Below are 23426 nucleotides of genomic sequence, written 5' to 3'. Positions count from 1 at the left end.
CACCTCCGCGCGTCCCCCCTGTTGGCGGCCGGTCCTGGAGGGTGCTTGATGACGACACTCAATGAACGCCCCGCATTCGACGACTTCGACGGCTTCGACGGTTGCGACGGTTGCGACGGTTTCGGCACCACGAACGGCGGCAGGCACGGCGACACGGGCCTCCCGCTCGTTCCCCTGGACGACCCGCGCGCCGCGCTCCCCCGCCTCACCGGCTCCAAGGCCGCGCATCTCGCGCGCGCCGCCCGCGCCGGGCTTCCCGTACTGCCCGGCTTCGTCGTCCCGCACGACACGGACGGCTCCTACGGCTCCCCCGACGATCCCGGCTCCGTCGACGCCCTGCGCCGCGCCTGGCGCGATCTCTCGGCGGACGGCTCGGCACCTCTCGTCGTCCGCTCCTCATCGCCCCAGGAGGACACCGAAGAGTCCTCCCTGGCCGGGCAGTTCACCTCCGTTCTCGATGTGCGCGGATGGGACGAATTCCGTACGGCGGTCTCCGCCGTCCTGCGGTCGGCACACCGGCCCTCCGACGGGACCACCGCCGCCATGGCCGTCCTCGTCCAGCCGATGCTCGCCGCGCGCGTCGGCGGTGTGCTGTTCGGCGCCGACCCCGTCGAGGGGCGGCTCGACCGGATGCTCGTGAGCGCGGTGCGGGGCGGGCCCGACACCCTCGTCAGCGGCACGCAGCCGGGCACGAACTACGTCCTGAACCGGCGCGGACGTCTCTTGCACACCGAACCCTCGCCTGAAGAGCGGCTGTTGGGGCCCGGCGAACTGCGCCGCCTCGCCCACCTCGCCCGACGCGCCCGGAAGGTGTTCGGCGGGCCGCAGGACATCGAGTTCGGCTTCGACGGCGACGGTCGCCTCTGGCTCTTCCAGAGCCGGCCGATCACGGCGATGGCCGCCCGGCCACGACGCGGCGCCCGGCTGCTCGGGCCGGGGCCGGTCGCGGAGACACTGCCAGGTCAACTCCTGCCGCTGGAAGAGGACTTGTGGGTCGCCCCGATGGCGCGCGGGCTCGCCGCCGCCCTGGACATCGGCGCGGGAGCGGCACGCCGTACGCTGCGCACGACCCCCGTCGTCACGGTGGTCGGCGGGCGCGCGGCGGCGGACCTGCGTCTCCTCGGCGCCGTCCCGCCCCGGCACCCCTGGCTGGCGCTGCTCAACCCGGCACCCGGCGCACGCCGCCTCGCCGCGGCCTGGCGGCTCGGCCGGCTGACCACGGCGCTCCCCGGCCTCGCCCTGGACCTCACCGCGGACATCGACCGCCGCCTGGCCGGTACGGCGCCGCCCGCCGAGCTCCCGCCCGCCACCCTCACCGCCACGCTCCGCTGGACCCGCGCCGCCCTCGTCTCCCTGCACGCCCAGGAGGCCCTGTGCGGCGCCCTGCTCCCCGAGCCGCGTACGGCCACGGCGGCGGGCGCCGCGCTGACCGAGCTCGCCGATGGGCGGGCCCGCGGACTTCCGGACGACCGCGTGGTGACGGCGCACCCGGCGGTGCTCGCGCTGGTCCCGCCGCGCCTGGAGGGGCGGATCCAACTGCCCGCCCGCACATCGGCCCCGGACCCGGCCTCGGCGACCACCCGCTCCGGCGCATCCGGCCTCCCGCCACGGGAAGCCCTGCGGCTGCGCATCCGCTGGGTGCAGGAGTTGCAGGTGCGCCTGGTGCGGGACGCGGCGCGGCGGCTCCGGGTGCGGGGCGAGCTCGGCGCGGCCGGACGGGTCGGGCTGCTGCGGTGGCCGGAGCTGATGGACGCGCTCGCGGGCGGACGGCTGCCCGGAGACGTCGGGGAGCGGCTGCCACGAGCGGTGTCCGCCCAGCTGCCCGACGCGTTCCGGCTCGCGGAGGGCGGTGTGGTCGTCGCGGAACGGCACGCCCGGCGCGCCGCGGACGGTGGCCACGGGGTGTCCGGCGGGCGGGCCGCCGGAACGGTGTGGGACGGCACGGGGGCACGGCCGCCCGAAGCGGTGCTCGTGGTGCGCACCCTCGACCCCGCGCTCGCGCCCCTGCTGCCCGGACTCACGGGACTGATCGCCCAGACCGGCAGCCCGCTCTCCCATCTGGCCGTGCTGGCACGGGAGTTCGGCCTGCCCACGGTCGTCGGCGCCGCGGACGCGGTACGGCGCTTCCCGACAGGGTCCCGCCTCACGCTCGACGGCACGACCGGCGACGTACATCCAGAAGCCCCGTCCGAGGTGCCGCGATGAAGCGTCTGGCGTACGTGTTCGGCGGAGCCGCCGCCGCGGGCGCCGCCGTCTATCTGGTCGTCTACCTCTACCGGTGGCAGTGGCAACGGGCCATCCTCTGCGGGGTGTTGCTCCTGGTCGTCGAGATCCTGCTGCTCGGCGGCGCGCTCCTCGGCCGCATCGCCCGCGTCGAGGAACGGCTGCGGGACGCCGACCGGCGCCAGAAGGACGTCCTGGCGCGGCTGCGCCAGGACGCGTACGCGACGCCCGAGAAACCCGGACGGCCGGCACCCATCACGGGAGCAGCCCGTTTCCGCTGGCTGGACGACGACCCCGCCGGACACACGTACGTCTTCGTGCCCGTCCTCATGGTGACCGGCGTGCTCCTCTCCGGCCTCGCCTGGCTGGTCCAGCGCGTCGCGTCCGCCACCGCGCGCCCCGCCGCCGAACAGCGGCTCGCCGGGCGCCTCGCCGTTCTCGCGGCGCCGCCGCCGGACACCGACCTGGAGGACCTGCCCCCGGTGGCCGCCCGGCGCGACCTGCGCGGGACGGGGCGGGCCGTGGCCGCGGGGGCCGTCGGCGCCGCCCTGCTCGCCGCTGTGGTCGTCGGTCTGGCCGAGCTCACCCAGACCCGCGAGGACCACGAGAACGACGCGGCTGCCACCTCCGTGCTCCTGCGCATCGACATGCGCGGCCAGGACGCCACACCGGAGCGCCGCTCCCTGGCGGTGCGTCAACTCTGGGAACGCTGCCGCGACTCCACCTCCGTCCCGCTGCGTCACGCCGCGCTCGGGCCGCTGGGCGACGACATGTACGCGGGGGTCGTCCGCCCCGCCCTCACCGACCACGACCGCATGCGGCTGCGCGGCTGCCTGGAGGACACGGGTCTGGACAAGGCCCATCTGACGGTGATGGGCATCGGCGACACGGACCCGGACGACGACTGAGTGGTACGGGCGCGCCGCGCCGGGTACACCCGAGTAGACGGGTATCGAGCAACGAGCAGACCCGTAGCGACTAGACCCGAGTAAGCCCGGATGGATCTCAACTCGCCTTTACCCACGGCGCGTTACTCTTCCGGATACGCCATGTCCCCGACCCTTGGTCCCCCATGACGGCTCCCCTGACCGCACCGTCACCGACTGACTCCCCCACAGCATCCGCTCCCCCGCCGCTCTCCCGCGGCCGTCGCCTGCGTCGCGTCTGCCTGCGTGTCCTCGCGGGCTGCCTGCTCGGCTATCTCGCGCTCTGGGCGACCGGCACCTTCGGCATCCTCGCGCTCTCCGGCTGGGCACGGAGCACCACCAGCGCCCCCACGAGCGCCGTCGACGCTCCCGGCATCCACCACTTCCGCCCCGTGGACACCACGGGTCAGGTGTGGCGGGGCGCCGCACCCTCGCCGGAGGGCTATCGCCGCCTGGCGGAGCTGGACTTCGCCACCGTGGTCGATCTGCGCGCCGAGCGTCTGAGCGCGTCCCAGCTCGGCCATCCGCATCGCGCCGGACTCGACGTCGTACGGATGCCGATCCGCGACGGGCAGACGCCGACGCCCTCCCAGGTGCGCCGCTTCCTGTCCGTGGTGCGCGCCGCGCCGGGCCCGGTGTTCGTGCACTGCGGCGCGGGTGTGGGACGTACGGGCGCGATGGCGGCCGCGTATCTCGTGCACACCGGCCAGGGGTCGTCGCAGTCGGCGGCCCGGCGCAATCTCGCGGTCGGGCCGCCCTCGGTCGAGCAGATCTACTACGCGCTGCGCCTGGGGCGCGACCGGGCGCAGCAGCCGCCGATGCCCGTCGTCGCGGTCAGCCGTCTGGTGGACGCGCCGCGCAGGATGTGGTCGTGGCTGTGAGCCCCTGCCCACACGGACAGCGGCTCACAAAGGACGCTCACAAAGGGCGCACGAAGTCGCCGGGGCCTCACGACAGCAGGAAGTCGGCTTCCCCCGCCTTCGCTCCCTGGATGAACGCGGTGATCTCGCCGTGCGTGTAGATCAGCGCCGGGCCGTCCGGATCCGCCGACTGGCGGACCGCGACCCGGCCGTCGGCCAGCTTCATGGCCTCCAGGCAGTTGCCGCCGTTGCCGCCGCTCCACGGCTTGTGCCAGCCCTCGCTGCCGAGTTCACGGGCGGGCATGCCGTTGTATATCCGGGAGTCGTCCCGGGACTCGGGGCGGAACCCGGCTCCGGGCTTTGACCCGGGTCGCGTACCGGCTCGGTGTCGATCCATTCACAGCTCCTTGCGGAGGTCCCGGAGGATCTCCTTTGTGCGATGTGCCGTCGCGGCCTGGGCCGCCATGCGGTCCATGACCTCGAGGTGGGTTGCCACCTCGGTGCGCGCGTCCAGGTAGACGGCGCCGGTCAGGTACTCGCTGTAGACCATGTCCGGCAGCTCCGCCATGGCGAAGCGGAAGAGCACGAACGGTCCGTACGTGCCCGGGTGCGGACCCGCCGCGAACGGCGCGACCTGCAACGTCACATGGGGAAGTTCGACGGCTTCGAGCAGCTTGTCGATCTGCTCGCGCATCACGTCGGGGCCGCCCACGGGCCTGCGCAGGGCGGTCTCGTCCATCACGACCCAGAGCCGTGGCGCGTCCTCGCGGGTGAGCAGCGACTGACGCTCCATCCGCAGCGCCACGTACCGCTCGATGTCCTCGGGACGGGTCTGGCCGATCGCGCCGGAGCGCATCACGCCGCGTGCGTACTCCTCGGTCTGCAGCAGACCGGGGACGAAGTGCGGCTCGTAGGACCTGATGAGGCTCGCGGCGCCCTCCAGGCTGACGTACATGCTGAACCAGCCCGGCAGGATGTCGTGGAACCGCTGCCACCAGCCCGGCTTGTTCGCCTCCTCGGCGAGGGTCACGAAGGCGTCGGCCTCGTCGTCGGCGACGCCGTAGGACTTCAGGAGGAGCTGGAGATACGGGATCTTGAGCGCGACCTCTGCCATCTCCATGCGGCGGACCGTGGCGGGGGCGACGCGAAGAATCCGCGCCGCCTCCTCTCGTTTGAGGCCGGCGCGCTCACGCAGGTCCTGCAAACGACGGCCTAGGACGACCTGGCCGACGGTCGGCGCGGACCGCGGTTCGCTCACGTCCTACCTCCACGTACTCCATGTAATGCCAATTCACTCCGCACCTGGAGCCGTTGCGAGCAGTGTGCCATGTGCCGTCTCGAAGGAACACGCCACTGTGCACTTTTCAGAGTGGGTCTTGCCAAGGTGTTCCCGGCGGGGCGATAGTGGATGGCGTGACTCCGCCCGCGCCGTTACACACAGCTGCCGCCGAAGCCTCTGTTGGCGTTACCGCCGACCTGTGGGCCGATGGCGGTTCCGAGCTCTGCGTCAGCTTCGCGCTGGTGCCACGGCCGGGCTCCGCCGCGCAGGCGAGACGGCTGGCCAAGGCCCAGCTGCTGGGCTGGGACATCGGCGAGGACGCCCGCGACGCCGCGGCCCTCGTGGTGTCCGAGCTGGTCACGAACGCGATCGTGCACACCGCGAGCCACCGGATCGTCTGCGAACTCTGCACCCGGCCCGGGACGCTGCGCATAGCTGTGCGTGACGACGGATATGGATCAGGTGTCCCGCGGCCCGCCCAGGAGGGGCCAGACGCAGACGATGAGCACGGGAGGGGATTGCTTCTCGTCGAGGCGGTGAGCAACGCGTGGGGTGTGCGGGACGAGGGTCCCGGGGTCGGCCTCACCGTATGGGCGGAACTGCGGGCGTGATGTGACCGAGGGTGCGGGTGCGGGCGTGGGAACGACGTGGGCAGGGGGCGTGTGAGCGCGGTGACGGTGCGGCGGCTGTTGGATCTGGACACGCTGGTCCGCCTCGAACGGAGGCGGTCGGCCGCCGCCTCCCCACCGCCGCTCACGCGGCTCGCCGTCCCGGCCGGGATGTCGCAGCCCCTGGGGTGTGACGCGGTCTCGGTGCCCGCGCGGTTCGGCCCTCGGCTGATGGCGCGGTTGCCTCGTGTGGGGTGTGTGTACGAGGACGTGGACGCGGCACGGTGGTGGTGGATCGTGCCCGCGGACTCGGACGTCTCCCTCGAATGGCCCTCCCCCGCGTATTACGCCTCGGGAGCCGTGGTGCCGGGCGCCCGGCACGCTCCCTCGTTGATCCACAGCCCCTCCGGGGGCGAGGTTCCCTATACGCCGCCGATTCCGCTGTATCTGGCGTGGTGCGGAGCCGCGGGGGCGACCCCGGCCTGGTCCCGGGCCGTGCGGGCCTAGGCCCCGGGGCCCAGCCTCCGGGCGGGTCTTCTCCCCTGGCCGCCCTCATCACCGGCTCCGCCGAGTCCGTCCTCGTACGCCGGACGGGCCGGAGATCCAGGCCCCGGGGCGGCACCCTCCCGCAGGCACCGCCCCGGCCCCCTCAGCCCGCCACCGCGGCCTCCACCGCGGCGACGACCTCTCCCGGCGCCTCCATCTGCGCCATGTGACCCACCCCCTCGATCACCCGGACGGCGGCCCTCCCCTCCAGGGCCGCCGCGTTCGACGCCGGGATCACCTGATCCGCCGCTCCCCACAGCGCGATCGTCCGTACGCCGTCCGGGAGCAGGGACGCCACGTCCAGGGCCGCCCCGCCGCCCGGGGCCACCAGTGTCGGCAGGAGCGTGCGCAGCGCCGCGTCGACGCCGTCCAGGCGCTTGTACTTCAGGAGGTCGTCGACCAGCTGCCGCGTCACGAGCCCCTCGTCGGCGAACAGCTTGCCCAGGTGCGGGCGGAGTGCGCGCCGGTTCCCGGCCTCCGCGAAGCCCCGCAGGTAGGCGGCGTCCACATCCGGGCCGTACCCGGCGGGCGCGATCAGCGTCAGGGAGCGGACCCGGTCGGGGATTCCCGCCGCCACCGCCGTGACCACCGCACCGCCCAGCGAATGCCCCACCAGGTGCGCCCGCTCGATGCCGAGCGCGTCGAGGAAGCCCGTGACCACCGTCGCGAGGGAGGCCAGGCTGCCGTCCCCCACCTCCTTGGCCGACTCTCCGTGACCGGGCAGGTCGAGCGCGTACACGGTGTGCCGGGCCGCGAGCGGCTCCTGCACGAAGAGCCAGGAGTTCTTGTCGCCGCCGTACCCGTGCACCAGGACGACCTCCTCCGCGCCGCCGCCCGACGTCGCGTACGCCAGCGCCCTGCCGTCCACCTCCGCGATGCCGCTCACCGGGCTGCCCTCGTCCTCCGCGGGAACCCCGCGCGCCAGCTGCTCCCGTGCCTCGGCGGCCACCCGCTCGATCTCCGCCTCCGGGACCTCCGGCCCGGCGATGACCGCGATGACACAGCCGACGGGCGCCTCACCGCCCGCCTCCGCGACGATCCGCCGCAGGACACCGCCGCGCGGCGCCTCCAGCGTGCCCGCGATCTTGTCCGTGTCTATCTCGGCGAGATCGTCGCCCTCCTCGACCTCGTCGCCCTCCCGCGCGATCCACTCGGTGATCTTTCCGGTCTGCATGGACAGGCCCCACTTGGGCATGGTGACCCGCTCGACGAACGGCATCCTCACGGGCTTCCTCACGGCTTCCAGTCGACGACCGACGTGACCGCGGCGGCGACCCGCGCGGCGTCCGGCATATAGAGGTCTTCGAGCGCCGGACTGAACGGCACCGGCGTGTGCGGCGCGGTCACCGTCCCGATCGGCGCCCGCAGCGCCCCGAACGCCTCGCGCGCGACGAGCGCCGAGATGTCGGCCGCCATGCCGCAGCGCGGTCCCGCCTCGTCGACCACCACCAGGCGCCCGGTCGCCGTGACGCTCTCGATGATCGTCTCGGCGTCCAGCGGGCTCGTGGTGCGGGGGTCGACGACCTCGCAGCTCGTCCCGGACGCGGCCAGACCGTCCGCCGCCTCGCAGGCGACGGCCACCATGCGGCCCAGCGCCACGATCGTCACGTCCCGGCCCTCGCGCACGATGCCCGCCTCGCCGAAGGGGATCGTGTAGCTCTCGGCGGGGACCTCGCCCACCTCGTCGTACATCGCCTTGTGCTCGCAGAAGATCACCGGGTCGTCGTCCCTGATCGCCTGGATCAGCAGACCCTTCGCGTCGTACGGCGACGACGGCAGGACGACCTTCAGTCCTGGCACGGCCGTGAACGCCGGGTACATGGCCTGCGAGTGCTGGGCCGCCGCCCGCAGACCGGCCCCGTACATCGTCCGGATGACGACGGGAGTGACGGCCTTGCCGCCGAACATGTACCGGAACTTCGCCGCCTGGTTGAAGATCTGGTCGAAGCACACCCCCATGAAGTCGATGAACATGAGCTCGGCGACCGGCCGCAGGCCGCGTGTCGCGGCGCCGATCGCCGCGCCGATGAACGCGGACTCCGAGATCGGGGTGTCCAGGACCCGTCCGGGGAAGCGCGGATGGAGCCCCTTCGTCACGCCCAACACCCCGCCCCAGGCATCGGATTCGCCGGGCGCGCCCGCGCCGCCCGCGTTGTCCTCGCCCATGACGACGACCGAGGGGTCGCGCTCCATCTCCTGCGCAAGGGCTTCGCCCAGCGCCTCGCGATAGCTGATGCTGCGTGCCACGGTCGGCTCCCCTCAGAGGTACGAGATGTAGACGTCGGTCTCCAGGTCCGCGGCGGTCGGCGGCGGCGCCGCCCGAGCCTGCGCCACGGCCTCGTCGATCAGCCGGGCGACCTCGGCGTCGACCGCGTCGAGCTGCGCCGCCGTGAGGTGGCCGGCCACCTGCTCCCGGAAGCGTTCGATGCAGTCGAGTTCGGCGCGGGCGTGGCGCACCTCGTCCGCCCGGTACGTCTGCTGGTCGCCCTCGAAGTGCCCGTAGTAGCGGGTCAGTTGGACCTCGATGAGGGTGGGACCGCCACCGGTACGCGCCCGCTCGACCGCCTCGCCCACCGCCCGGTGCACGGCGAAGAAGTCGAAGCCGTCGACCGTGACCCCGGGCATCCCGAAGGCCGCGGCGCGGGCCGCGATGGAGCCGCCGCCCACGGACCACTCGGCCGAAGTGGCCTCCGCGTAGCCGTTGTTCTCGGCGACGAAGACGGCGGGCAGCTGCCACACGGAGGCGAGGTTCAGGGATTCGAGGGTGGTGCCCTGGTTGCTGCCGCCGTCACCGAAGAAGGCCACGCCGACGCCGCCGTCCCCGCGCACCTTCGCGGCGAGCGCGGCGCCGCAGATCAGGGGCGGCCCGCCGCCGACGATGCCGTTGGCGCCGAGCATGCCCTTGGAGAGGTCGGCGATGTGCATGGAGCCTCCCTTGCCGCGACACGCCCCGGTCGTGCGCCCGTAGATCTCGGCCATCATCGACTTCACGTCGACGTGCTTGGCGATGCAGTGGCCGTGGCCCCGGTGCGTGGAGGCGATGACGTCGCGGTCGTCGTCGAGATGGGCGCACACCCCGGTGGCGGAGGCCTCCTCACCTGCGTACAGGTGGACGAAGCCGGGAATGTCGCCGGTGGCGAACTCCGCGTGGAGCCGCTCCTCGAAGTCACGGATCGTACGCATCGTGCGGTACGCGTCAAGGAGTGCGGGGCCGTCCAGGCCGTGCTCATCAGGGACTTGAGGTGTCCGGAGAGTGTCGGTCACGGAAGAACTCCTTTGCCTGCGCGGGTGCGGAGTTGCGTGCATGGGGTATGGCACTGCGGCCTGGGCCGACCGGCAAGGGTTGCCCGGGGTTGCAAGCCCGCACAGGACGTACGCAATCGACTGAGGAGAAGCAGACGAACGACAAGCAGAGCAACACCCGGAAACAAGACAACTCACGCGTACCGAGCGGCACTTCGGAGTCCGAGAAGCTGCTCTTCGGCGGACCCCTGCGGTACGACACCGGCTGGGCCCAGCACGAGGAGGCCGTCCTGCAGCTGGGCTTCCTGCCCATGCTCAAGCGCCTGCCCGCGCTCCTCTCCGCCAGCTTCCGGCTCGCCTGGCAGGCCGACCGGCGCGCCGCGCGCATCGTCATCGGCGCCGAGGTGGGCCGCGGGCTCGCCCAGGCCGTGAGCCTGCTCGCGGTCAACAGCATCCTCGGGCGCCTGATGACGGACGCCCCGGTGGCCGACCGGCTGCGCGGCGCGGCCCCCGCCCTGGTGACGGTGGCGTCCGTCCTGTTCGTCGCCGCGCTGCTGCGCGCCGCGTCGACGTACGCGACGGGACGCCTCGAACCGAAGGTCGAACGCGTCGCCACCGAGCAGTACTTGGAGCGGTCCGCGGCGGTGGAGCTGTCGGCCATCGAGGACGACGCGTTCCACAAACTGCTCGACACCGCGCAGTACGGCGCCGCGTCCGCCCGCCGCATGATCGGCATCTCCACGCGCGTGGTGAACGCGCTGATCTCCCTGATCGCGGCGGCGGGCGTCCTCACCGTCCTGCACCCGGCGCTGCTCCCGCTCCTGGTGACCATGACCCTGCCGAGCGCGTGGAGCGCCCTGACGATCGCCCGGCGCCGCTACATCTCCTTCCACGCCTGGGTGCAGCACGCCCGCGCGGGACGCCTCATCGGCAGCCTGCTCACCGAGGCGCGGGCGGCCCCGGAGATCCGGGTGCACGGGGTGGGGCCCTTCCTGCTGCGGCACTTCCGGTCCATGTCGGAGGCGGCGGAGGAGGAGCAGGCGCGGCTGGCCCGGCTCGCGGCGCGGACGGGTCTGATCGCGGCGGCGTGGACGGGTGTCGCCACCGTGGCGACGTACGCGACGCTCGGCGGGCTGCTGCTCGCCGGGGCGATGGCGCTGTCCGTCGCGGGCACCGCCGTCATCGCGATCCGCACCGGCGCGTCCAATCTCGACACGCTGGTCCTTGAGGTCAACTCCCTGCACGAGGACGCCCTGTTCGTCGGCGACCTGGAGCGACTCTTCGTGGAGGCGGCGCAGCGAGCGATCCCCGTGGGCGGGGCCGAACTGCCGCCCGATCCACGGGAGATACGGTTCGAGAACGTCACCTTCCGCTATCCGGGGGCCTCGGGCAGGGACGCGCTCAGCGACGTCTCCCTCACCCTGCCCACCGGGAAGATCGTCGCCCTCGTGGGTGAGAACGGCTCCGGCAAGACCACGCTGGTGAAGCTGCTCGCCGGGCTGTACCCGCCGAAGGACGGCCGCATCCTGTGGGACGACGTCGACGCGGCCACCGCGGACCGGCAGCAACTGGCGGAGCGCATCGCGATGGTGGCGCAGGACTTCAAGCGCTGGCCGTTCACGGCGCGCGTGAACATCGCGATCGGCCGGTCGTCGGTGCCGCTCACGGACGACCGGATCGGCGCCTCGGTCGGTGAGGCCGGTGCCGGGGACGTCGTGGCCGACCTGCCGCGCGGGCTCGACACGCTGCTGGCCCGCGCGTTCACCGGCGGGCACGAGCTGTCGGGCGGTCAGTGGCAGCGGCTGGGCATCGCACGCGCCGCGTACCGGCGCGGCAGCATCCTCATCGTGGACGAGCCGACGGCGGCGCTCGACGCCCGCGCCGAGCTGGAGGTCTTCGAGAAGATCAGGGCCCTGGCAGGGACGGGCCAGACCGTCATCCTCATCACCCACCGCCTGGCGTCGGTGCGCCACGCGGACCTGGTCCATGTCCTGGACGGCGGGCGCCTGGTGGAGTCGGGCACTCCGGACGAGCTCCTGCGCACGGGTGGTGTCTACGCGGAGCTGTACGCGCTGCAGGCCGACCAGTTCACGGCGAAGATCCCCTCCCCGAACGGACACGCCGAGCGCTGAGGGGCGCGCCGAACGCGGAGGGGCGCCTCGAGCGCTGAGGGGCGCGCTCGGGCGGCCTACGCGGCGGCGGCCACCTCGCTGATGTCGGTCACCGTGCTCGCCTCCGTCTCGCGCACGATCACCAGGAAGGCGTCGGAGGCGAGGTCCATCACGACCTCGGCCTGCTGCCCCTCCATGCGGCGTGCGCGCGCGAACTCCTCCGCGGGCCACGATCCTCGCGGCCCACCGGCCGGAAAGCGTTCCAGAACCACTCGGTTGTTCATGATTGTCCTTCTGCTCCCCCGTTGGCAGTCCTCACGGACTCTTTCGGAGTAGAACGCGCCGAGGGGCCAAAAGGACTCGCAACGTGACGGACCTGACACCTGGTTGTGCCGGTTCGTCACATCTCGTACTCGTCGTGGTAGCGCACTCGCGGACTGCCGGCCGGCGCCCCGAGCCCGGTCGCCCTGCCCTTCGGCTCCTCCCACTCCTCCTGGCGGCCGAGCGCGGTGAGGTCGAAGAGGCTGGAGTACGAACCCACCCAGTCGAGGCCGCGTGCGTACGTCGAGTACGTGTGGAAGACGCGGTCGCCGTCGCGCAGGAAGCAGCTGAGGCCGGGCTGCTCGAAGGAGTCGTCGCCCTCGCCGACGGTGGCGTCGAAGTCACGGTTGAAGTCGCTGTCGTTCGAGGAGTACCACGGCACCGTCCAGCCCATCCGCGCCTTGAAGGGCAGGATCTTGGTGAACGGCGCGCGCGAGACGGCGATGAAGTTCGTGCTGCGGGCCCGCAGGTGGGCCAGGTGCCCGATCTGGTCGAGGAAGGCCGAGCAGCTGCGGCAGCCCGCTTCCCAGTCCGGGGCGAACATGAAGTGGTAGACGATCAGTTGGGCGTCTCCGTCGAAGAGGTCGAACAAGGTCGCCTTGCCGTCGGAACCGTCGAACAGATACTCCTTGTCGATCTCGACCATCGGAAGCCGACGCCGCTCGGCGTTGAGCGCGTCACGCGCCCGGGTCTCCGCCTTCTCCTTGGCGAGCAGTTCCTTGCGCGCGGCGAGCCACTCCTCGCGCGTGACGATGCCGGGAAGTCCCATGGTCCCTCAGTCCCTCCTGCGGACCCGCCCCTCGGATCCGTACTTCTGCGAGGGGTGACCTGCGCAATCGCCGGAACTCATCGGTCTGGGCGAAGAATCTTCAAAAGAATCCGGAACGCCGCCCCGGGCGCTCCCGGTCCTGCGCTCCCGGTCCTCAGCCCTCGTAGTCCTGGATGCGCTTGCCGTGGCTGCGGTCGATCAGCGCGGGCAATTCGGCACCCAACTCCCGCACGATCTCCGGCACATCGAGGGTCAGGAGCCGGCGGTCGCGCATCAGGACCCGTCCGTCGACGATCGTCGTGGTGACGTCCGCCGAGCGCGCGCTGTGCACGAGGGTGGCCGCGAGGTCGTGCACCGGCTGGGTGTGCGGCCCCGCGAGGTCGACGAGGACGATGTCGGCGCGGCGGCCCGGCGCGAGGCTGCCGATCTCGTCGCCCAGGCCGACGGCCCGCGCGCTCTGCAGCGTGGCGTGGTCCAGGGCCTGGCGCGCGGTCAGCCAGGCCGGATCGCGCTGCGTGGACTTCTGCACGAGGGCGGTGAGCGCCATGGACTCCCACACGTCCAGGGTGTTGTTCGACGCGGCGCCGTCCGTGGCGAGGCCGACGGGGACGCCGATCTCGCGCAGGGCGCGCACGGGCGTGGTGTCCCAGCCGAACTTGAGGTAGCCGCGGGGCGCGGACGCCACGGCGACGCGGCCCGCGGCCTGCCGCAGCACGGGCAGGTCGCGGTCGAGGATGCCGGTGCCGTGCGCGATGAGGACGTCGACGTCGAGGAGTCCGGTGCGGTGCAGGATCTCGATGGGGGTGCGGCCGTGGCGCTCCAGGCTGTTGTCGGTCTGGGCGCGGTTCTCGGCGGCGTGCAGATGGACCATCAGGCCGTGTTCGCGGGCGAGTTCGGCGGTCGCGGCGAGGTCAGCGTCGTCGACCGTGTACGGCGCGTGCGGGGCGAGCGAGGTGGTGATGCGGCCGTCGGCGGCGCCCCGCTGCCGCAGCGCGAACTCCAGCGAGGCGGCGCGGCCCTCGGGCCCCTGCGAGGAGAAGAAGGCCGCTCCGAGGTTGGCGCGCAGGCCGCTCTCCGCGACGGCGGCGGCCACGGTGTCCATCGAGAAGTAGTGGTCGGCGAAGGTCGTCACGCCGCCCCGGATCATCTCGGCGCAGGCGAGCCGCGCACCGAGCCCGACGACGCGCCCGGTCAGATTGGACTCGATGGGCCAGATCCAGTCGTTGAACCACTCGTGCGCCGGCAGATCCTCGGCGAGGCCGCGCAGCGCCACCATCGGGGTGTGCGTATGGCAGTTGATCAGGCCCGGCAGGGCCGCCTGGCCGCGTGCGTCGATGTGCTCGGCGGCCTGGAGTCCGGCCACGGCCGGGGTGGTGGTGACGGCGTCGATGACACCGCCGCGTACGACGACGGCCGCGTCGTCGAGGAATCCGATCTGACCTCCTTCGTCGTGGACGAGGGCCGTGCAGCCCGTGATGACGAGATCGGCGGGGCCGTGCGCGGGATGCGGCGTCATCTCTTCACGGTACGGGGAGTGCGCATCCCGTGCCCTGTCGCGTCGCCCGTTTCGCGAGCACCCTGTCGTCAACCCACCGACCGCTCGCGACCAGTTGGAGCCCGTCATGCTCGTCGGCACGTGGAACCTGGAGAACCTCTACCGGCCCGGCGGCAGGTTCGGGCCCAAGGACAAGGCCGCGTACGAGGCGAAGCTGGCCTCGCTCGCGGCGACGATCAGGGCGCTGAACCCGAGCGTGCTCGGCGTGCAGGAGGTCGGCGACCCCGAGGCCCTCACCGATCTGGCCGGGATGCTGGAGGGCACCTGGCACACCACGCTCTCGGAGCACACGGACGAGCGCGGCATCCGCGTCGGCTTCCTCAGTCAGCTGCCGGTGTTCGTCGTGGCCGACGAGACCCCCTTCCCCGCGCCGCTGCGTCCGGTGCAGGTCAGCGACACGGGCGAGCCCGTGGCGCAGGCGGGGCGCGGGGCGCTCGCGGTGACGGTGACGACGCGCGCCTTCTTCTTCGACGCGGCCGTCTGCCATCTGAAGTCGAAGCTGCTCTCGTATCCCGGCGGCCGGTTCCAGCCGCGAAACGAGGGCGAGCGGGCCCGCTTCGGGGCGTACGCGCTCTACCGGCGCGCGGCCGAGGCGACGCTGGTGCGCTCGCTGGCCGACCGGCTCCTGAAGGGCGACGGCCGCCACCACGACGTGGTGGTCCTTGGCGACCTGAACGACGAGGTGTCGGCGGCGACGACCCAGATCCTGCTCGGCCCGCCCGGCTCCGAGATCGGCACCCCCGGATTCGACCAGCCGGACAGGGGCGACGCGCACCGGCTGTGGAACGTCGCCCCGCTCATCCCCGCCGAGCAGCGCTACTCCCGCATCCACGCGGGGCGCCGCGAGCTGATCGACCACGTCCTGGTGAGCCGCGGCTTCCTGAACCTGGTCAAGGCGGCGGGCACGGGCATGCCGGGCGCGACGGCGACCGCGCTGCCGTCCGTCGGGGACGGGGACCCGGCGGAGCGCAGGAACGCGACGGGCTCGGACCACGCTCCGGTGTGGATACGGATCGAGCGCTAGCCTCGCCCGTTCCCTTCCCGGCGGTGCTTCGTCCCGGCGGAGCTTCATCCCATCAGTGCTTCATCCCAGCAGTGCTTCAGCCCTTCGCCGCCATCGCCGCTTCCTGGCGCCGCCAGGCCTGCTGGAGCCGCAGCGTGTCCTCCAGGACCGTGTCCTCGACCATCCGTCCCCAGCGGATCTTGACCCACTGGATGCCCTCGTTCTCGTACGCGCTGCCGTCCGCGAGGGTCGCCTCGATACGCAGCCGGACGACGACGGTGGTGTTCCAGGGCCAGCCCTTGACGACCACGTCGACGAGGCTGAGCCGCATGCCGGGGAAGCACCGGCCGGCCTTCTCGAACCAGTCGGCGAAGGCTTCGCGGCCACGCAGTTCGGCGCCCAGGATGGTGTCTCCGATGAAGCGGAACCGCAGGTCGGGGGCTGCCATGGCGACGGCGGGGTGGTAGTTGCCGCTGCCGTCGCCGGTGGTGCGCCAGAGGGCTCGGACCTTGCTGCGGACGATGGCGTGGTACATCGGGGCGCCTCCAGTGGCCGTGACCGTGACCGAGTAGCTTGCATTTCGCAAGGGACCATCACCTGCCACCCTAGGCTGGTCACTTGCAAACAACAAGCGAGTACCGTGGGCGCCATGAGAGGCGAACGCTTTGCCCGGATGCACTGCTCGGTGGCCCGCGCGGCGGCCGTGACGGCCGACCAGTGGACAGTGCTGATCCTGCGCGACCTGTTCCTGGGCCTGAACCGCTACGAGGACCTCCGCGGCGACCTCGGCATCGCGACGAACATCCTGGCGGACCGCCTCGACCACCTGACCGCCGAGGGCATCGTGGAGCGCCGGGCGTACCAGGAGCGTCCGGTACGCCACGAGTACGTCCTGACCCCCGCGGGCCGGGACCTCTACGGCACCGTCCTGACCCTCATGACCTGGGGCGACCGCCACCGCCCCGAAGGCGGCGGCCCGCCCCTGCTGCCCGTCCACGACACCTGCGGCCACCCGGCCGAGCCCCGGGTGACGTGCGCGCACTGCGGCGGGGAGCTGACCCCGGAGACGGTGACGCACACGCCGGGGCCCGGCGGGCGGACGGCACCGGGCACGGCGCTGGTGCACACGGTGCTGGGCGCACCTCGGCCCGCTTCGGCCCCCTAAGCGGCCGTCCCCTCCACCGCTCCGGTCAAGTCCTGGGAAACGTATGAGAGTTGTGTGCCGGTAGGGAGGACGGCGGCCTACGGGCAGGGAGAGATATCCAGCCGTGCGGCCGGGCGGGAGAGGGCGGGGAGCGTGGCGTGTCCGCTACCGTCTGCGCCCGTTATGGATCAACGTACTCAGAGATCCGCAGAGCTGTAGATCAGGGATCCGCACAGCTGTAGAACCTCGAGAACCAGAAAGGGACCCCCCATGGCCCTCACCCTCTCCCGCATCTCCCGCACCCGTCTCGCCGTGACCGCTGCCGCCGCCACGGTCCTCGCCGTCGGCGCCCCGGCCGCGTACGCCTCGCTCGACACCGACACGCGCCCGTCCGGCCCGACCACCACGTCGCAGGTGTCCCGCGGCGAGGCCTACACCGAGACCCGGCTCTTCTTCGGGACCGAACGCCCCGACGGCGGGCCCGATGTGACCGACAAGCAGTTCATGGAGTTCATCGACAAGGAGGTGACGCCGTCGTTCCCCGACGGGCTCACCGTGCAGGACGGCCGCGGCCAGTGGCGGGACTCGAACGGCAAGATCGAGCGTGAGCGTTCGTACGAGCTGATCCTGCTGTATCCGACGAAGCAGGCGCCCAAGCGCGACGCCCTGGTCGAGGAGATCCGCGAGGACTACGTGAAGAAGTACGCGCAGGACTCGGTGGCGCGGCTCGACGACCGGCTGCGCGTGGACTTCTGACGCCGGGTCGGCCGACCGGGGTCACGCCACCGTGGTGAGCTCCGCTAGCAGCGCGTCGAGGCGCTCCGCGTGCCGCCGCGGCAGGCGCCCCGTGTCGTCCACGTGCACCGCGCAGGCGGTGGTGGTGTCGACGAGGCGTTCGAGGGTGGCCGCCACCTTCTCCGAGCCCTCGGAGTGCCGTGCCAGGGTCGGGAGTTCGGCGGCCGCCAGGTCGATCGCGGCGCGGGCCTCGGCCAGCGTCCGGTAGGCCTCGCGGCGCAGGGCCCAGCGGGCGGCGCGGTGGTCGGCGCCCGCGGGCCCGCCCTCGCCCGCGCCGCTCAGGACGTGGCGCAGATACGCGTGCGCGGACGCGCGGGCGGCCGACAGCCGGTCCTGCACGCGGCCGCCGCGCTGCGCCGGCCACGGCAGGTGCCCGACGAGCAGGACGATCCCGCAGGCGAGCAGGGTCTCGCCGATCCGCCCCCAGGAGGCCTGCGGCTCCCCGCCCACCATGACGAGGGCGAGGACCAGGACGGTGACGACGGCGGTCTGGGCGGCGAAGTGCCGGGTGGCGACGGGGATCAGCGCGCCGCACACGGCGACGACGGCGACGAGCCCGGCGGGCCGTGGCAGCAGGGCGGCGAGCCCCGCGAAGAGGACGGCGCCCAGGACGGTGCCGAGTGCGCGGCACAGGACGCGCGACACCAGCGGCCCGAGGTCGGGCTTGACCAGGAAGACGGCGGTGGCGGGCAGCCAGTACCAGTGCGGGTGGTGCAGGGCCTGCGCGACGGCGGTGCTCGCCCCGAAGCAGAGCGCGACCCGCACGCCGTACTCGCGCCCGCCGGGCCCCGCCACCGTGCGCAGTACGTCGACGGGGCCGTGCCCGCGGCCGTGCGGGGGCCTTGCGGTGCCGCTGTCGAAGGCCTCGGCGGCGTGCAGCAGCGCGTCGTCGAGGGCGCGGAGCCCGGCGCCGGAGCGGGCGGGCGCGGGCAGCGGCCCGCAGGGAACGCCGTCGCGGACGGCGGCGGCGAGGCGGCGCGGCCCCTCCCCCGTACGCGCCGGGAGCGGCTCACCGGCCCAGGCGAGCGCGGTCGCCGCCTCACCGAGCGGCAGGGCCGCGAGGTACTGCGCGTGCAGCCGCCGCTCGGCGGCCGAACTGGCATGCCGTCGCAGGCGCGGCCCGGTGAGGGCGTCCTGCGCCTGGTCGAGCGCGGCGGTGAGGGCGGCGCGGCGGGCGGTGGAGTGCGGAGTACCGGCGGAGTCGAGCAGCGAGGCGACGGCTTCGTAGACGGCGGACACGGCGGCGCGCTCGCCGTCCAGGCGGTAGGGCCGACTGGCTCCCGCGGCCGAGGCGGCACCGGTCCACCCCTTGCCGGGCGCCGGTGAGGGCAGCACGAGCCGCAGCACGATCAGCCACCCGGCACCGGCGAGGAAGAACAGCGCACGCTGCCAGCCGGGCTCGGGCAACGGCATGCCGGCCCCGATGGCTGCGGCGACGAGCAACTGCGTGCCGGCGGCCGAGGCGACGGGCCCGACGGCGCTGAAGGCACCGGCGAGAAGTCCGAGCAGGGCGAACAGGAGGGGCAGCGGATACGACACCCCGCCGACCCGCTCACCGACGTACGCCCCGATGACGAGCCCGCCCGCTCCCGCGAGCGCGGGCACCCCGAGCCGCCGCACGGCGGCCCGACGGCTCCCGGGCCGGTCGTTGATCCCGGCCAGCATGGCCCCGAGCGCGGCCACCACCCCCACGGAAGCGCGCCCGGCGACCACGCCCGCGCACAGCACCGGCCCCGCGGCCAGCGCACCCCGCACCACGGAGTGCCACGGCACGGGCCCACGCTGCGTACGCAGGGCATGGCCGAGCCAAGGCGGAAGAGAAGCGGACGTCGGGCGCGGGATCACCGGGCTCACCGTGTTCCTGTCGTCGTCGGGACGGGTACGTGCCGCCGGACGACTTCGGCCTGGGCTTGTGATCAACCGTAAACGGTGTTCCTGGTGAGAAAGGGACGTAAGTATTTCCGTGATGTGACGATCTCGCGGACGCCACGGTCGGTGGCCGACGGATGGTCAGCGGCTGGTCTGCGGTGGTCCGTCTCCGGCTGGTCTGCGGTGGTCTCCGGATGCCCTGCGGATCAGGCGACCCGCCCCGGCTGCTTCCTGAGCACCTCGACCAGGGCGGAGATGCTGTGGTCACGGTGGCCTTCGGCGACCGCGCGGCGCAGCAGGTCGTTCATGGGCTCGTGCCAGGAGAGGTCGATGCCCGCCTCCGTGCCCGTCTGGTCCTCGTATCCGATCGCGTCGTGGAAGAGACCGACCGAGGAGGCGGGCTCGGTGTAGTCGCCGGAGTCGATCTCCGCCGCCAGGCCGGGCAGGATGGCGGCGATCATCTCCAGCCATTTGACGCTGTACCGCACCATCGTGCGCGCTTCCAGGCCGCGGGCCGTGATGAGCGCGGCGCCCTCGAAGAAGCCGAGGAGGGCGGGGAGCAGGGTGGCGCCCACGGCTGACTCGTAGAGCGCGGCGAGGTCCACGTCGGTGCCGAGGTGGACGGTGTCGCCGCCCAGGACGCGCAGGGTCGCCGCGTACTCGTCGAAGACGGCCCTGTCACCGCTGTAGTAGAGGAGCGTGTCCGGCTTCCCCACGGCCGCGGGTACGTTCTTCACCGCTCCGTCGAGGAACCGGGCACCGCGCGCGGCGGCCCAGGCGGCCGTCTCACGGGCCCCGGCCGGGGTTCCGCTGTTGAGCGTCACGAGAGTACGTCCGGCCAGCGCGGCGGAGGCCGATTCCAGGCTCCGCATCGTGGCGTCGTACGTCGAGAGGCAGGCGACGACCAGCGGACTCGCGGCCACGGCTGCCGCGATATCCGGCTGGTGAACCGCTCCCTGGTCGACGAGCGGGGCGGCTCTCTCGGGGCTGCGGTTCCACACGGTGGCTGGATGCCCGGCATCGAGGTACGCGCCGGCCAGCGCGCGCCCCATCGAGCCAAGCCCTATGAGGGTCACGGGGGTTGAGGTGTGTGCAGAGGCGTGTGCAGACATCAGTCACTCCGGTCCGAAGGGGGCGATCGGGGGCGTGATCCATGCTGGGTCTTCACGGAAATTCCGACAAGTACCTACAATTTTGTTAGGTACTCACAGTTTTGTCAGTGAGAACGGAGATGGGAATGCCGACGCAGAAACGGACGTACACGTGCGGCCTGGACGCCGCCATCGATGTCATGGGCGGCAAATGGAAGGGCCTCATCCTCTTCGCCCTCCACGAAGGGCCCGTACGCTTCGGCGAGTTGCGGCGAGCCGTGCCCGGCATCAGCGAACGAATGCTGATCCTCCAGCTGCGGGAGATGGAGAACAGCGGCCTGGTGCACCGCGAGGCATACCACCAGGTCCCGCCGAAGGTGGAGTACTCCCTGACGGAGTTCGGCCAGTCGCTCAACACGGCGATGGCGCCGCTCGGCGAGTGGGGCGAGGAGCACATGGAGCGGATCGAGGCGATTCCCTGAGCGGGGCCTACGACGAACCCAGGCTTCAACTCTTCGCAGGCGCAGGCGCAGGCGGCAGCAACAGCGCCCGCGCCGCGGCGTAAGCAACGCCCAGGGAGTCCGAGTCCTGCCCCATCCCCGCCACTGCCGCGGCCCGCTTACCCACCCCGCCTTCCCGCCACCGCGCCGTCACCGCGCCGAGTCGAGCTACCGGCCGCTCACGCCTCCCACCGTCCCGCTCTGGATCACCGTGCCGTGATACTCGCCGCCATGGATGGTGTTGTGTACGGCTCCGATGCGCCCCTGCCCCGCGTCCGGTGGCGTCAACTCGTCCAGCAATGCCCGGAGTTCAGCGGCTGCCGCCGGATCGGCGCGCAGCGTGCGCCGCATCCGCGCGCGCCACTCCGCCAGCACGTCCGCCGCGATCTCCTCGCCCTCCCCCTCCGGCGCCGCGACAAGCTCGGCGCGTGCCGCATCGAGCTCTCCGGCGACGGCGTCCGCGTCGCCCTCGCTCCCCCGCGAGAAGAACCCGGCGACGCGTCCCCTGACCTGCGCCCATCCATCGGTCACCATCTGCTGCACGAGAGCGGTCGCCCCCGCCGTCGCCAGTGCGGTCAACTCAGCGTCCACCGGGCCCCCCTTCGGCTCGCCACGGGTCGCGGTCCGGTTCTTGACCCGTGCTTCACGGTAGCGCGCACCACCGACAATCGGGTGGCGAGCGGGGGCGCACAGGCCGCAGGCTGGCTGCCATGAACCGCACCGACTCCGCCGATGCCTCCACCGACACCGTCACCACCACCGCACCGCCCACCCGCCAGATCCGCGCCCTGCACACGGAGTCGACCGTCACCGTCTACCAGGCGTACGCCCCCGGGATCGGCGCGCCCGCGGCCCGCACCGGACGCTTCCCCGACGCCTGGAAGCGGGACCGCATGACGTGGACCATGCCGCGCTCATAGCCTTTTTCCATGACAGCAGACGACAAGGACCAGCAGACAGACGCCCGATTACGCCGAGCCTTACGGGCCAGGCAGGCAGCCGGGACGGAGCGGTCCAAGAAGCACCGTTCCGACTGGGCAGGCGAGTCCGCAGCAATCTACTGCCGGATCTCGCACGCCAACGATGACGATCAGACAGGCGTAGAGCGCCAAGAGGGCATCTGCCGAGACGTGGCCGAACGTCTTGGGCTCACCGTCGTGGAAGATCAAGTCTTCGTGGACAACAACCGGTCGGCATGGCAGCGGAACCGGAAGCGGCCGGGGTGGGAATCGCTTCTCGCCGAGGCCAGCAAAGGCCGTGTCCGCCACGTACTCACGTACCACCCAGACAGGTTGATGCGTCAGCCGCGCGATCTCGAAGAGCTGTTGCAGATCGCCGACGATCACGACATCACCTTGCACGGCCAGGCGAACCGGCGTGATCTCGCGGACCCTGATGACCGGTTCTTCCTGCGCATCGAGGTGGCGCACGCCTGCCGGTCCAGTGACGACACGTCGCGCCGACTGATCGATTCAATGATCGACCGAGTGCAGGACGGAAGGCCGCACACCGGCAGACGCCGCTACGGGTACGACAAGACCGGCACCGTGATCGTTCCCGAAGAGGCCGCCATCGTGCGGGAGATCTTCACCCGATTCCTGGACGGGGAAAGCCCGGTTCAACTGGCGAAGAGGCTGTACAACCGTGGCGAGAAGACCGCCCAGGGGCGCAACTGGACAGCTCCGCGCGTGCGCGATGTCCTGGACAACCGCCACGTTGCCGCAATCCGCGTCTTCCGAGGCGAGGAGATCGGCGATGGCGAGTGGCCCGCGATCATCGACCGGGGGCTGTGGAGGGAGGTGCGGGAACGCCGCGCCTATCGAGCCGCAGCACTGGCGAAGGGTAAGCAGCCGGGCAGGTTCTACCTGCTACGCGGCGTGGTCACCTGCACAGGATGCGGGAGGGTGATGGGCGGATCCGGAGGGTCTGGGGCCAAGTACGTCTGCAACCACACCCATCGGCTCGATGTTCCGCGCTGCAACAGGGCAGTCTCCGCCCCCATCTTGGAGGACTTCGTGACGGAGGCCGCGATCAACCTCCTTGAGCGTCTTGATCTCGCCGAAGCGCCGACGCCTTCCGCCCTGTCGGAAGAAGATCAGGCAGCCATCGAAGCCGATCGCCAGGAACTCGATGATCTCAAAGACATGTGGGAGAGCCAGGAGTTGAAGACGCGGGAGTACCGCGTCATGCGCAAGACGGTTGAGGCGCGCATCGCCGAGGTGGAGCGCAAGATGATCGTCCGCCCGACAACGGAGGTTCTTGAGGGGCTCGTCGGCTCGAATGCCCGGGAGAACTGGAAGGCTCTGGAGGAAGCCGAGAACTACAAGCGCATGAATGCCGTCATGCGCTTCCTGTTTGCTGCCGTCAAGATCAAAGAGGCCACGAAACGAGGCCGCCAGTTCGATTACGGCAGGATCGACATTGAGCAGAATCCCATCTGGACCTGATCGAGAGAGACGAGAAGGGGCCCTCACTGAGGGCCCCTTCTGTTGTGTCACGCAGTCCGCCTCACTCGATCTTTCCTCCTGACTGGCGATCCAGAAGCCTGGCCAGGCGTCTCGCCGCTGACGGGCTGATCTTGGT

23 protein-coding genes and 1 pseudogene are annotated in these 23426 nt (G+C 72.0%); 12 read left to right on the top strand and 12 right to left on the bottom strand.

All coding sequences use genetic code 11. The annotated features are described in order from the left end of the window. The first annotated feature begins 48 nt into the window (after positions 1–48). The 3 genes from ACIGXX_RS22010 (at position 49) to ACIGXX_RS22000 (ending at position 4030) form a co-directional block, all read left to right on the top strand. Positions 49–2205: a PEP/pyruvate-binding domain-containing protein gene (locus tag ACIGXX_RS22010; RefSeq protein WP_399977901.1), complete on the top strand. Its 2157-nt coding sequence runs from the start codon at positions 49–51 to the stop codon at positions 2203–2205. Then, positions 2202–3131, top strand: a complete 930-nt coding sequence (locus ACIGXX_RS22005) for a hypothetical protein (protein WP_399977898.1) — start codon at positions 2202–2204, stop codon at positions 3129–3131. The genes ACIGXX_RS22010 and ACIGXX_RS22005 overlap by 4 nt, the downstream gene beginning before the upstream one ends. Positions 3132–3295: 164 nt before the next feature. Further along, the gene (locus ACIGXX_RS22000; RefSeq protein WP_383819654.1) at positions 3296–4030 is read left to right on the top strand and encodes a dual specificity protein phosphatase family protein; all 735 of its coding nucleotides are present in this window, start codon (positions 3296–3298) and stop codon (positions 4028–4030) included. Positions 4031–4097: 67 nt separating this feature from the next. On the opposite strand, the gene ACIGXX_RS21995 is transcribed toward ACIGXX_RS22000, so the two are convergent. Both ACIGXX_RS21995 and ACIGXX_RS21990 read right to left on the bottom strand, forming a co-directional pair. Further along, entirely contained in the window at positions 4098–4313 is a 216-nt protein-coding gene (locus tag ACIGXX_RS21995) for a DUF397 domain-containing protein (protein WP_351162510.1), read from the bottom strand. 93 nt (positions 4314–4406) lie between these two features. After that, positions 4407–5267: a helix-turn-helix transcriptional regulator gene (locus ACIGXX_RS21990; RefSeq protein WP_351162122.1), complete on the bottom strand. Its 861-nt coding sequence runs from the start codon at positions 5265–5267 to the stop codon at positions 4407–4409. A 263-nt stretch (positions 5268–5530) separates the two neighbouring features. On the opposite strand from ACIGXX_RS21990, the gene ACIGXX_RS21985 reads away from it, so the two are divergent. After that, a complete protein-coding gene (locus ACIGXX_RS21985) occupies positions 5531–5899 on the top strand; it encodes an ATP-binding protein (RefSeq protein ID WP_351162124.1) in 369 nt (122 codons plus the stop codon). Between the two features lie 51 nt (positions 5900–5950). After that, positions 5951–6403 (top strand): hypothetical protein, encoded by a 453-nt coding sequence (locus ACIGXX_RS21980; protein ID WP_351162126.1) that lies wholly within the window; start codon positions 5951–5953, stop codon positions 6401–6403. A gap of 142 nt (positions 6404–6545) precedes the next feature. Here the strand turns inward: ACIGXX_RS21980 and ACIGXX_RS21975 are convergent, their stop codons facing one another. The 3 genes from ACIGXX_RS21975 to ACIGXX_RS21965 are packed head-to-tail and all read right to left on the bottom strand — an operon-like array spanning position 6546 to position 9706. Further along, positions 6546–7679 (bottom strand): acetoin dehydrogenase dihydrolipoyllysine-residue acetyltransferase subunit, encoded by a 1134-nt coding sequence (locus ACIGXX_RS21975; protein WP_399977893.1) that lies wholly within the window; start codon positions 7677–7679, stop codon positions 6546–6548. Further along, positions 7676–8689, bottom strand: a complete 1014-nt coding sequence (locus tag ACIGXX_RS21970) for an alpha-ketoacid dehydrogenase subunit beta (protein ID WP_351162130.1) — start codon at positions 8687–8689, stop codon at positions 7676–7678. Before ACIGXX_RS21970 ends, ACIGXX_RS21975 begins: the two co-directional genes overlap by 4 nt. 12 nt (positions 8690–8701) lie before the next feature. Next, positions 8702–9706 carry a thiamine pyrophosphate-dependent dehydrogenase E1 component subunit alpha gene (locus ACIGXX_RS21965; protein ID WP_399977889.1) on the bottom strand — a complete coding sequence of 335 codons (1005 nt, stop codon included), beginning with the start codon at positions 9704–9706 and terminating at the stop codon, positions 8702–8704. A gap of 290 nt (positions 9707–9996) precedes the next feature. Between ACIGXX_RS21965 and ACIGXX_RS21960 the strand changes: the two genes are divergently transcribed. Further along, a complete protein-coding gene (locus ACIGXX_RS21960) occupies positions 9997–11817 on the top strand; it encodes an ABC transporter ATP-binding protein (protein ID WP_351162512.1) in 1821 nt (606 codons plus the stop codon). 56 nt (positions 11818–11873) lie between these two features. On the opposite strand, the gene ACIGXX_RS21955 is transcribed toward ACIGXX_RS21960, so the two are convergent. The 3 genes from ACIGXX_RS21955 to ACIGXX_RS21945 all read right to left on the bottom strand — a co-directional run bounded on the left by ACIGXX_RS21955 (position 11874) and on the right by ACIGXX_RS21945 (position 14402). Next, a complete protein-coding gene (locus ACIGXX_RS21955) occupies positions 11874–12080 on the bottom strand; it encodes a hypothetical protein (protein ID WP_351162134.1) in 207 nt (68 codons plus the stop codon). 116 nt (positions 12081–12196) lie between these two features. Continuing rightward, positions 12197–12886, bottom strand: coding sequence for a DUF899 domain-containing protein (locus ACIGXX_RS21950; protein ID WP_361463618.1), 690 nt, complete (start codon positions 12884–12886; stop codon positions 12197–12199). A gap of 154 nt (positions 12887–13040) precedes the next feature. Then, a complete protein-coding gene (locus ACIGXX_RS21945) occupies positions 13041–14402 on the bottom strand; it encodes an amidohydrolase (RefSeq protein WP_399977884.1) in 1362 nt (453 codons plus the stop codon). A 106-nt stretch (positions 14403–14508) separates the two neighbouring features. Between ACIGXX_RS21945 and ACIGXX_RS21940 the strand changes: the two genes are divergently transcribed. Continuing rightward, entirely contained in the window at positions 14509–15465 is a 957-nt protein-coding gene (locus ACIGXX_RS21940; protein ID WP_399977881.1) for an endonuclease/exonuclease/phosphatase family protein, read from the top strand. 76 nt (positions 15466–15541) lie between these two features. On the opposite strand, the gene ACIGXX_RS21935 is transcribed toward ACIGXX_RS21940, so the two are convergent. Next, positions 15542–16030, bottom strand: coding sequence for a nuclear transport factor 2 family protein (locus ACIGXX_RS21935; protein ID WP_351162142.1), 489 nt, complete (start codon positions 16028–16030; stop codon positions 15542–15544). A gap of 63 nt (positions 16031–16093) precedes the next feature. On the opposite strand from ACIGXX_RS21935, the gene ACIGXX_RS21930 reads away from it, so the two are divergent. Further along, the gene (locus ACIGXX_RS21930) at positions 16094–16609 is read left to right on the top strand and encodes a winged helix-turn-helix transcriptional regulator (RefSeq protein WP_383819636.1); all 516 of its coding nucleotides are present in this window, start codon (positions 16094–16096) and stop codon (positions 16607–16609) included. Between the two features lie 249 nt (positions 16610–16858). After that, the gene (locus tag ACIGXX_RS21925; protein ID WP_351162146.1) at positions 16859–17344 is read left to right on the top strand and encodes a DUF3574 domain-containing protein; all 486 of its coding nucleotides are present in this window, start codon (positions 16859–16861) and stop codon (positions 17342–17344) included. 21 nt (positions 17345–17365) lie between these two features. Here the strand turns inward: ACIGXX_RS21925 and ACIGXX_RS21920 are convergent, their stop codons facing one another. Together ACIGXX_RS21920 and ACIGXX_RS21915 are read right to left on the bottom strand one after the other, a co-directional pair. Continuing rightward, the gene (locus tag ACIGXX_RS21920) at positions 17366–19225 is read right to left on the bottom strand and encodes an FUSC family protein (protein WP_361463808.1); all 1860 of its coding nucleotides are present in this window, start codon (positions 19223–19225) and stop codon (positions 17366–17368) included. A 233-nt stretch (positions 19226–19458) separates the two neighbouring features. Beyond that, the gene (locus ACIGXX_RS21915; RefSeq protein WP_399977876.1) at positions 19459–20364 is read right to left on the bottom strand and encodes an NAD(P)-dependent oxidoreductase; all 906 of its coding nucleotides are present in this window, start codon (positions 20362–20364) and stop codon (positions 19459–19461) included. A 125-nt stretch (positions 20365–20489) separates the two neighbouring features. Between ACIGXX_RS21915 and ACIGXX_RS21910 the strand changes: the two genes are divergently transcribed. Next, positions 20490–20825 (top strand): helix-turn-helix domain-containing protein, encoded by a 336-nt coding sequence (locus tag ACIGXX_RS21910; RefSeq protein WP_351162150.1) that lies wholly within the window; start codon positions 20490–20492, stop codon positions 20823–20825. 186 nt (positions 20826–21011) lie between these two features. On the opposite strand, the gene ACIGXX_RS21905 is transcribed toward ACIGXX_RS21910, so the two are convergent. Then, entirely contained in the window at positions 21012–21434 is a 423-nt protein-coding gene (locus tag ACIGXX_RS21905) for a hypothetical protein (protein WP_399977872.1), read from the bottom strand. 119 nt (positions 21435–21553) lie between these two features. Between ACIGXX_RS21905 and ACIGXX_RS21900 the strand changes: the two are divergent. Continuing rightward, positions 21554–21754 (top strand): annotated as a pseudogene (locus tag ACIGXX_RS21900) (DUF4291 family protein); the annotation flags it as partial. 18 nt (positions 21755–21772) lie between these two features. Beyond that, positions 21773–23290, top strand: coding sequence for a recombinase family protein (locus tag ACIGXX_RS21895; RefSeq protein ID WP_399977869.1), 1518 nt, complete (start codon positions 21773–21775; stop codon positions 23288–23290). Positions 23291–23426 lie beyond the last annotated feature (136 nt).

This window comes from Streptomyces sp. NPDC055243 (genome assembly GCF_044544025.1).
Classification (GTDB): Bacteria; Actinomycetota; Actinomycetes; order Streptomycetales; family Streptomycetaceae; genus Streptomyces.
Note: the sequence above shows the minus strand (reverse complement) of the source record. Positions and strands in the feature narration are given on the sequence as shown.

What these genes read in the sequence shown, in the direction of transcription:
- ACIGXX_RS22010 (WP_399977901.1), top strand. Translation starts at nt 49, where the DNA reads ATGACGACACTCAATGAACGCCCCGCATTCGACGACTTCGACGGCTTC.
- ACIGXX_RS22005 (WP_399977898.1), top strand. Translation starts at nt 2,202, where the DNA reads ATGAAGCGTCTGGCGTACGTGTTCGGCGGAGCCGCCGCCGCGGGCGCC.
- ACIGXX_RS22000 (WP_383819654.1), top strand. Translation starts at nt 3,296, where the DNA reads ATGACGGCTCCCCTGACCGCACCGTCACCGACTGACTCCCCCACAGCA.
- ACIGXX_RS21995 (WP_351162510.1), bottom strand. Translation starts at nt 4,313, where the DNA reads ATGCCCGCCCGTGAACTCGGCAGCGAGGGCTGGCACAAGCCGTGGAGC.
- ACIGXX_RS21960 (WP_351162512.1), top strand. Translation starts at nt 9,997, where the DNA reads ATGCTCAAGCGCCTGCCCGCGCTCCTCTCCGCCAGCTTCCGGCTCGCC.
- ACIGXX_RS21955 (WP_351162134.1), bottom strand. Translation starts at nt 12,080, where the DNA reads ATGAACAACCGAGTGGTTCTGGAACGCTTTCCGGCCGGTGGGCCGCGA.
- ACIGXX_RS21950 (WP_361463618.1), bottom strand. Translation starts at nt 12,886, where the DNA reads ATGGGACTTCCCGGCATCGTCACGCGCGAGGAGTGGCTCGCCGCGCGC.
- ACIGXX_RS21945 (WP_399977884.1), bottom strand. Translation starts at nt 14,402, where the DNA reads ATGACGCCGCATCCCGCGCACGGCCCCGCCGATCTCGTCATCACGGGC.
- ACIGXX_RS21940 (WP_399977881.1), top strand. Translation starts at nt 14,509, where the DNA reads ATGCTCGTCGGCACGTGGAACCTGGAGAACCTCTACCGGCCCGGCGGC.
- ACIGXX_RS21930 (WP_383819636.1), top strand. Translation starts at nt 16,094, where the DNA reads ATGAGAGGCGAACGCTTTGCCCGGATGCACTGCTCGGTGGCCCGCGCG.
- ACIGXX_RS21925 (WP_351162146.1), top strand. Translation starts at nt 16,859, where the DNA reads ATGGCCCTCACCCTCTCCCGCATCTCCCGCACCCGTCTCGCCGTGACC.
- ACIGXX_RS21915 (WP_399977876.1), bottom strand. Translation starts at nt 20,364, where the DNA reads ATGTCTGCACACGCCTCTGCACACACCTCAACCCCCGTGACCCTCATA.
- ACIGXX_RS21910 (WP_351162150.1), top strand. Translation starts at nt 20,490, where the DNA reads ATGCCGACGCAGAAACGGACGTACACGTGCGGCCTGGACGCCGCCATC.
- ACIGXX_RS21895 (WP_399977869.1), top strand. Translation starts at nt 21,773, where the DNA reads ATGACAGCAGACGACAAGGACCAGCAGACAGACGCCCGATTACGCCGA.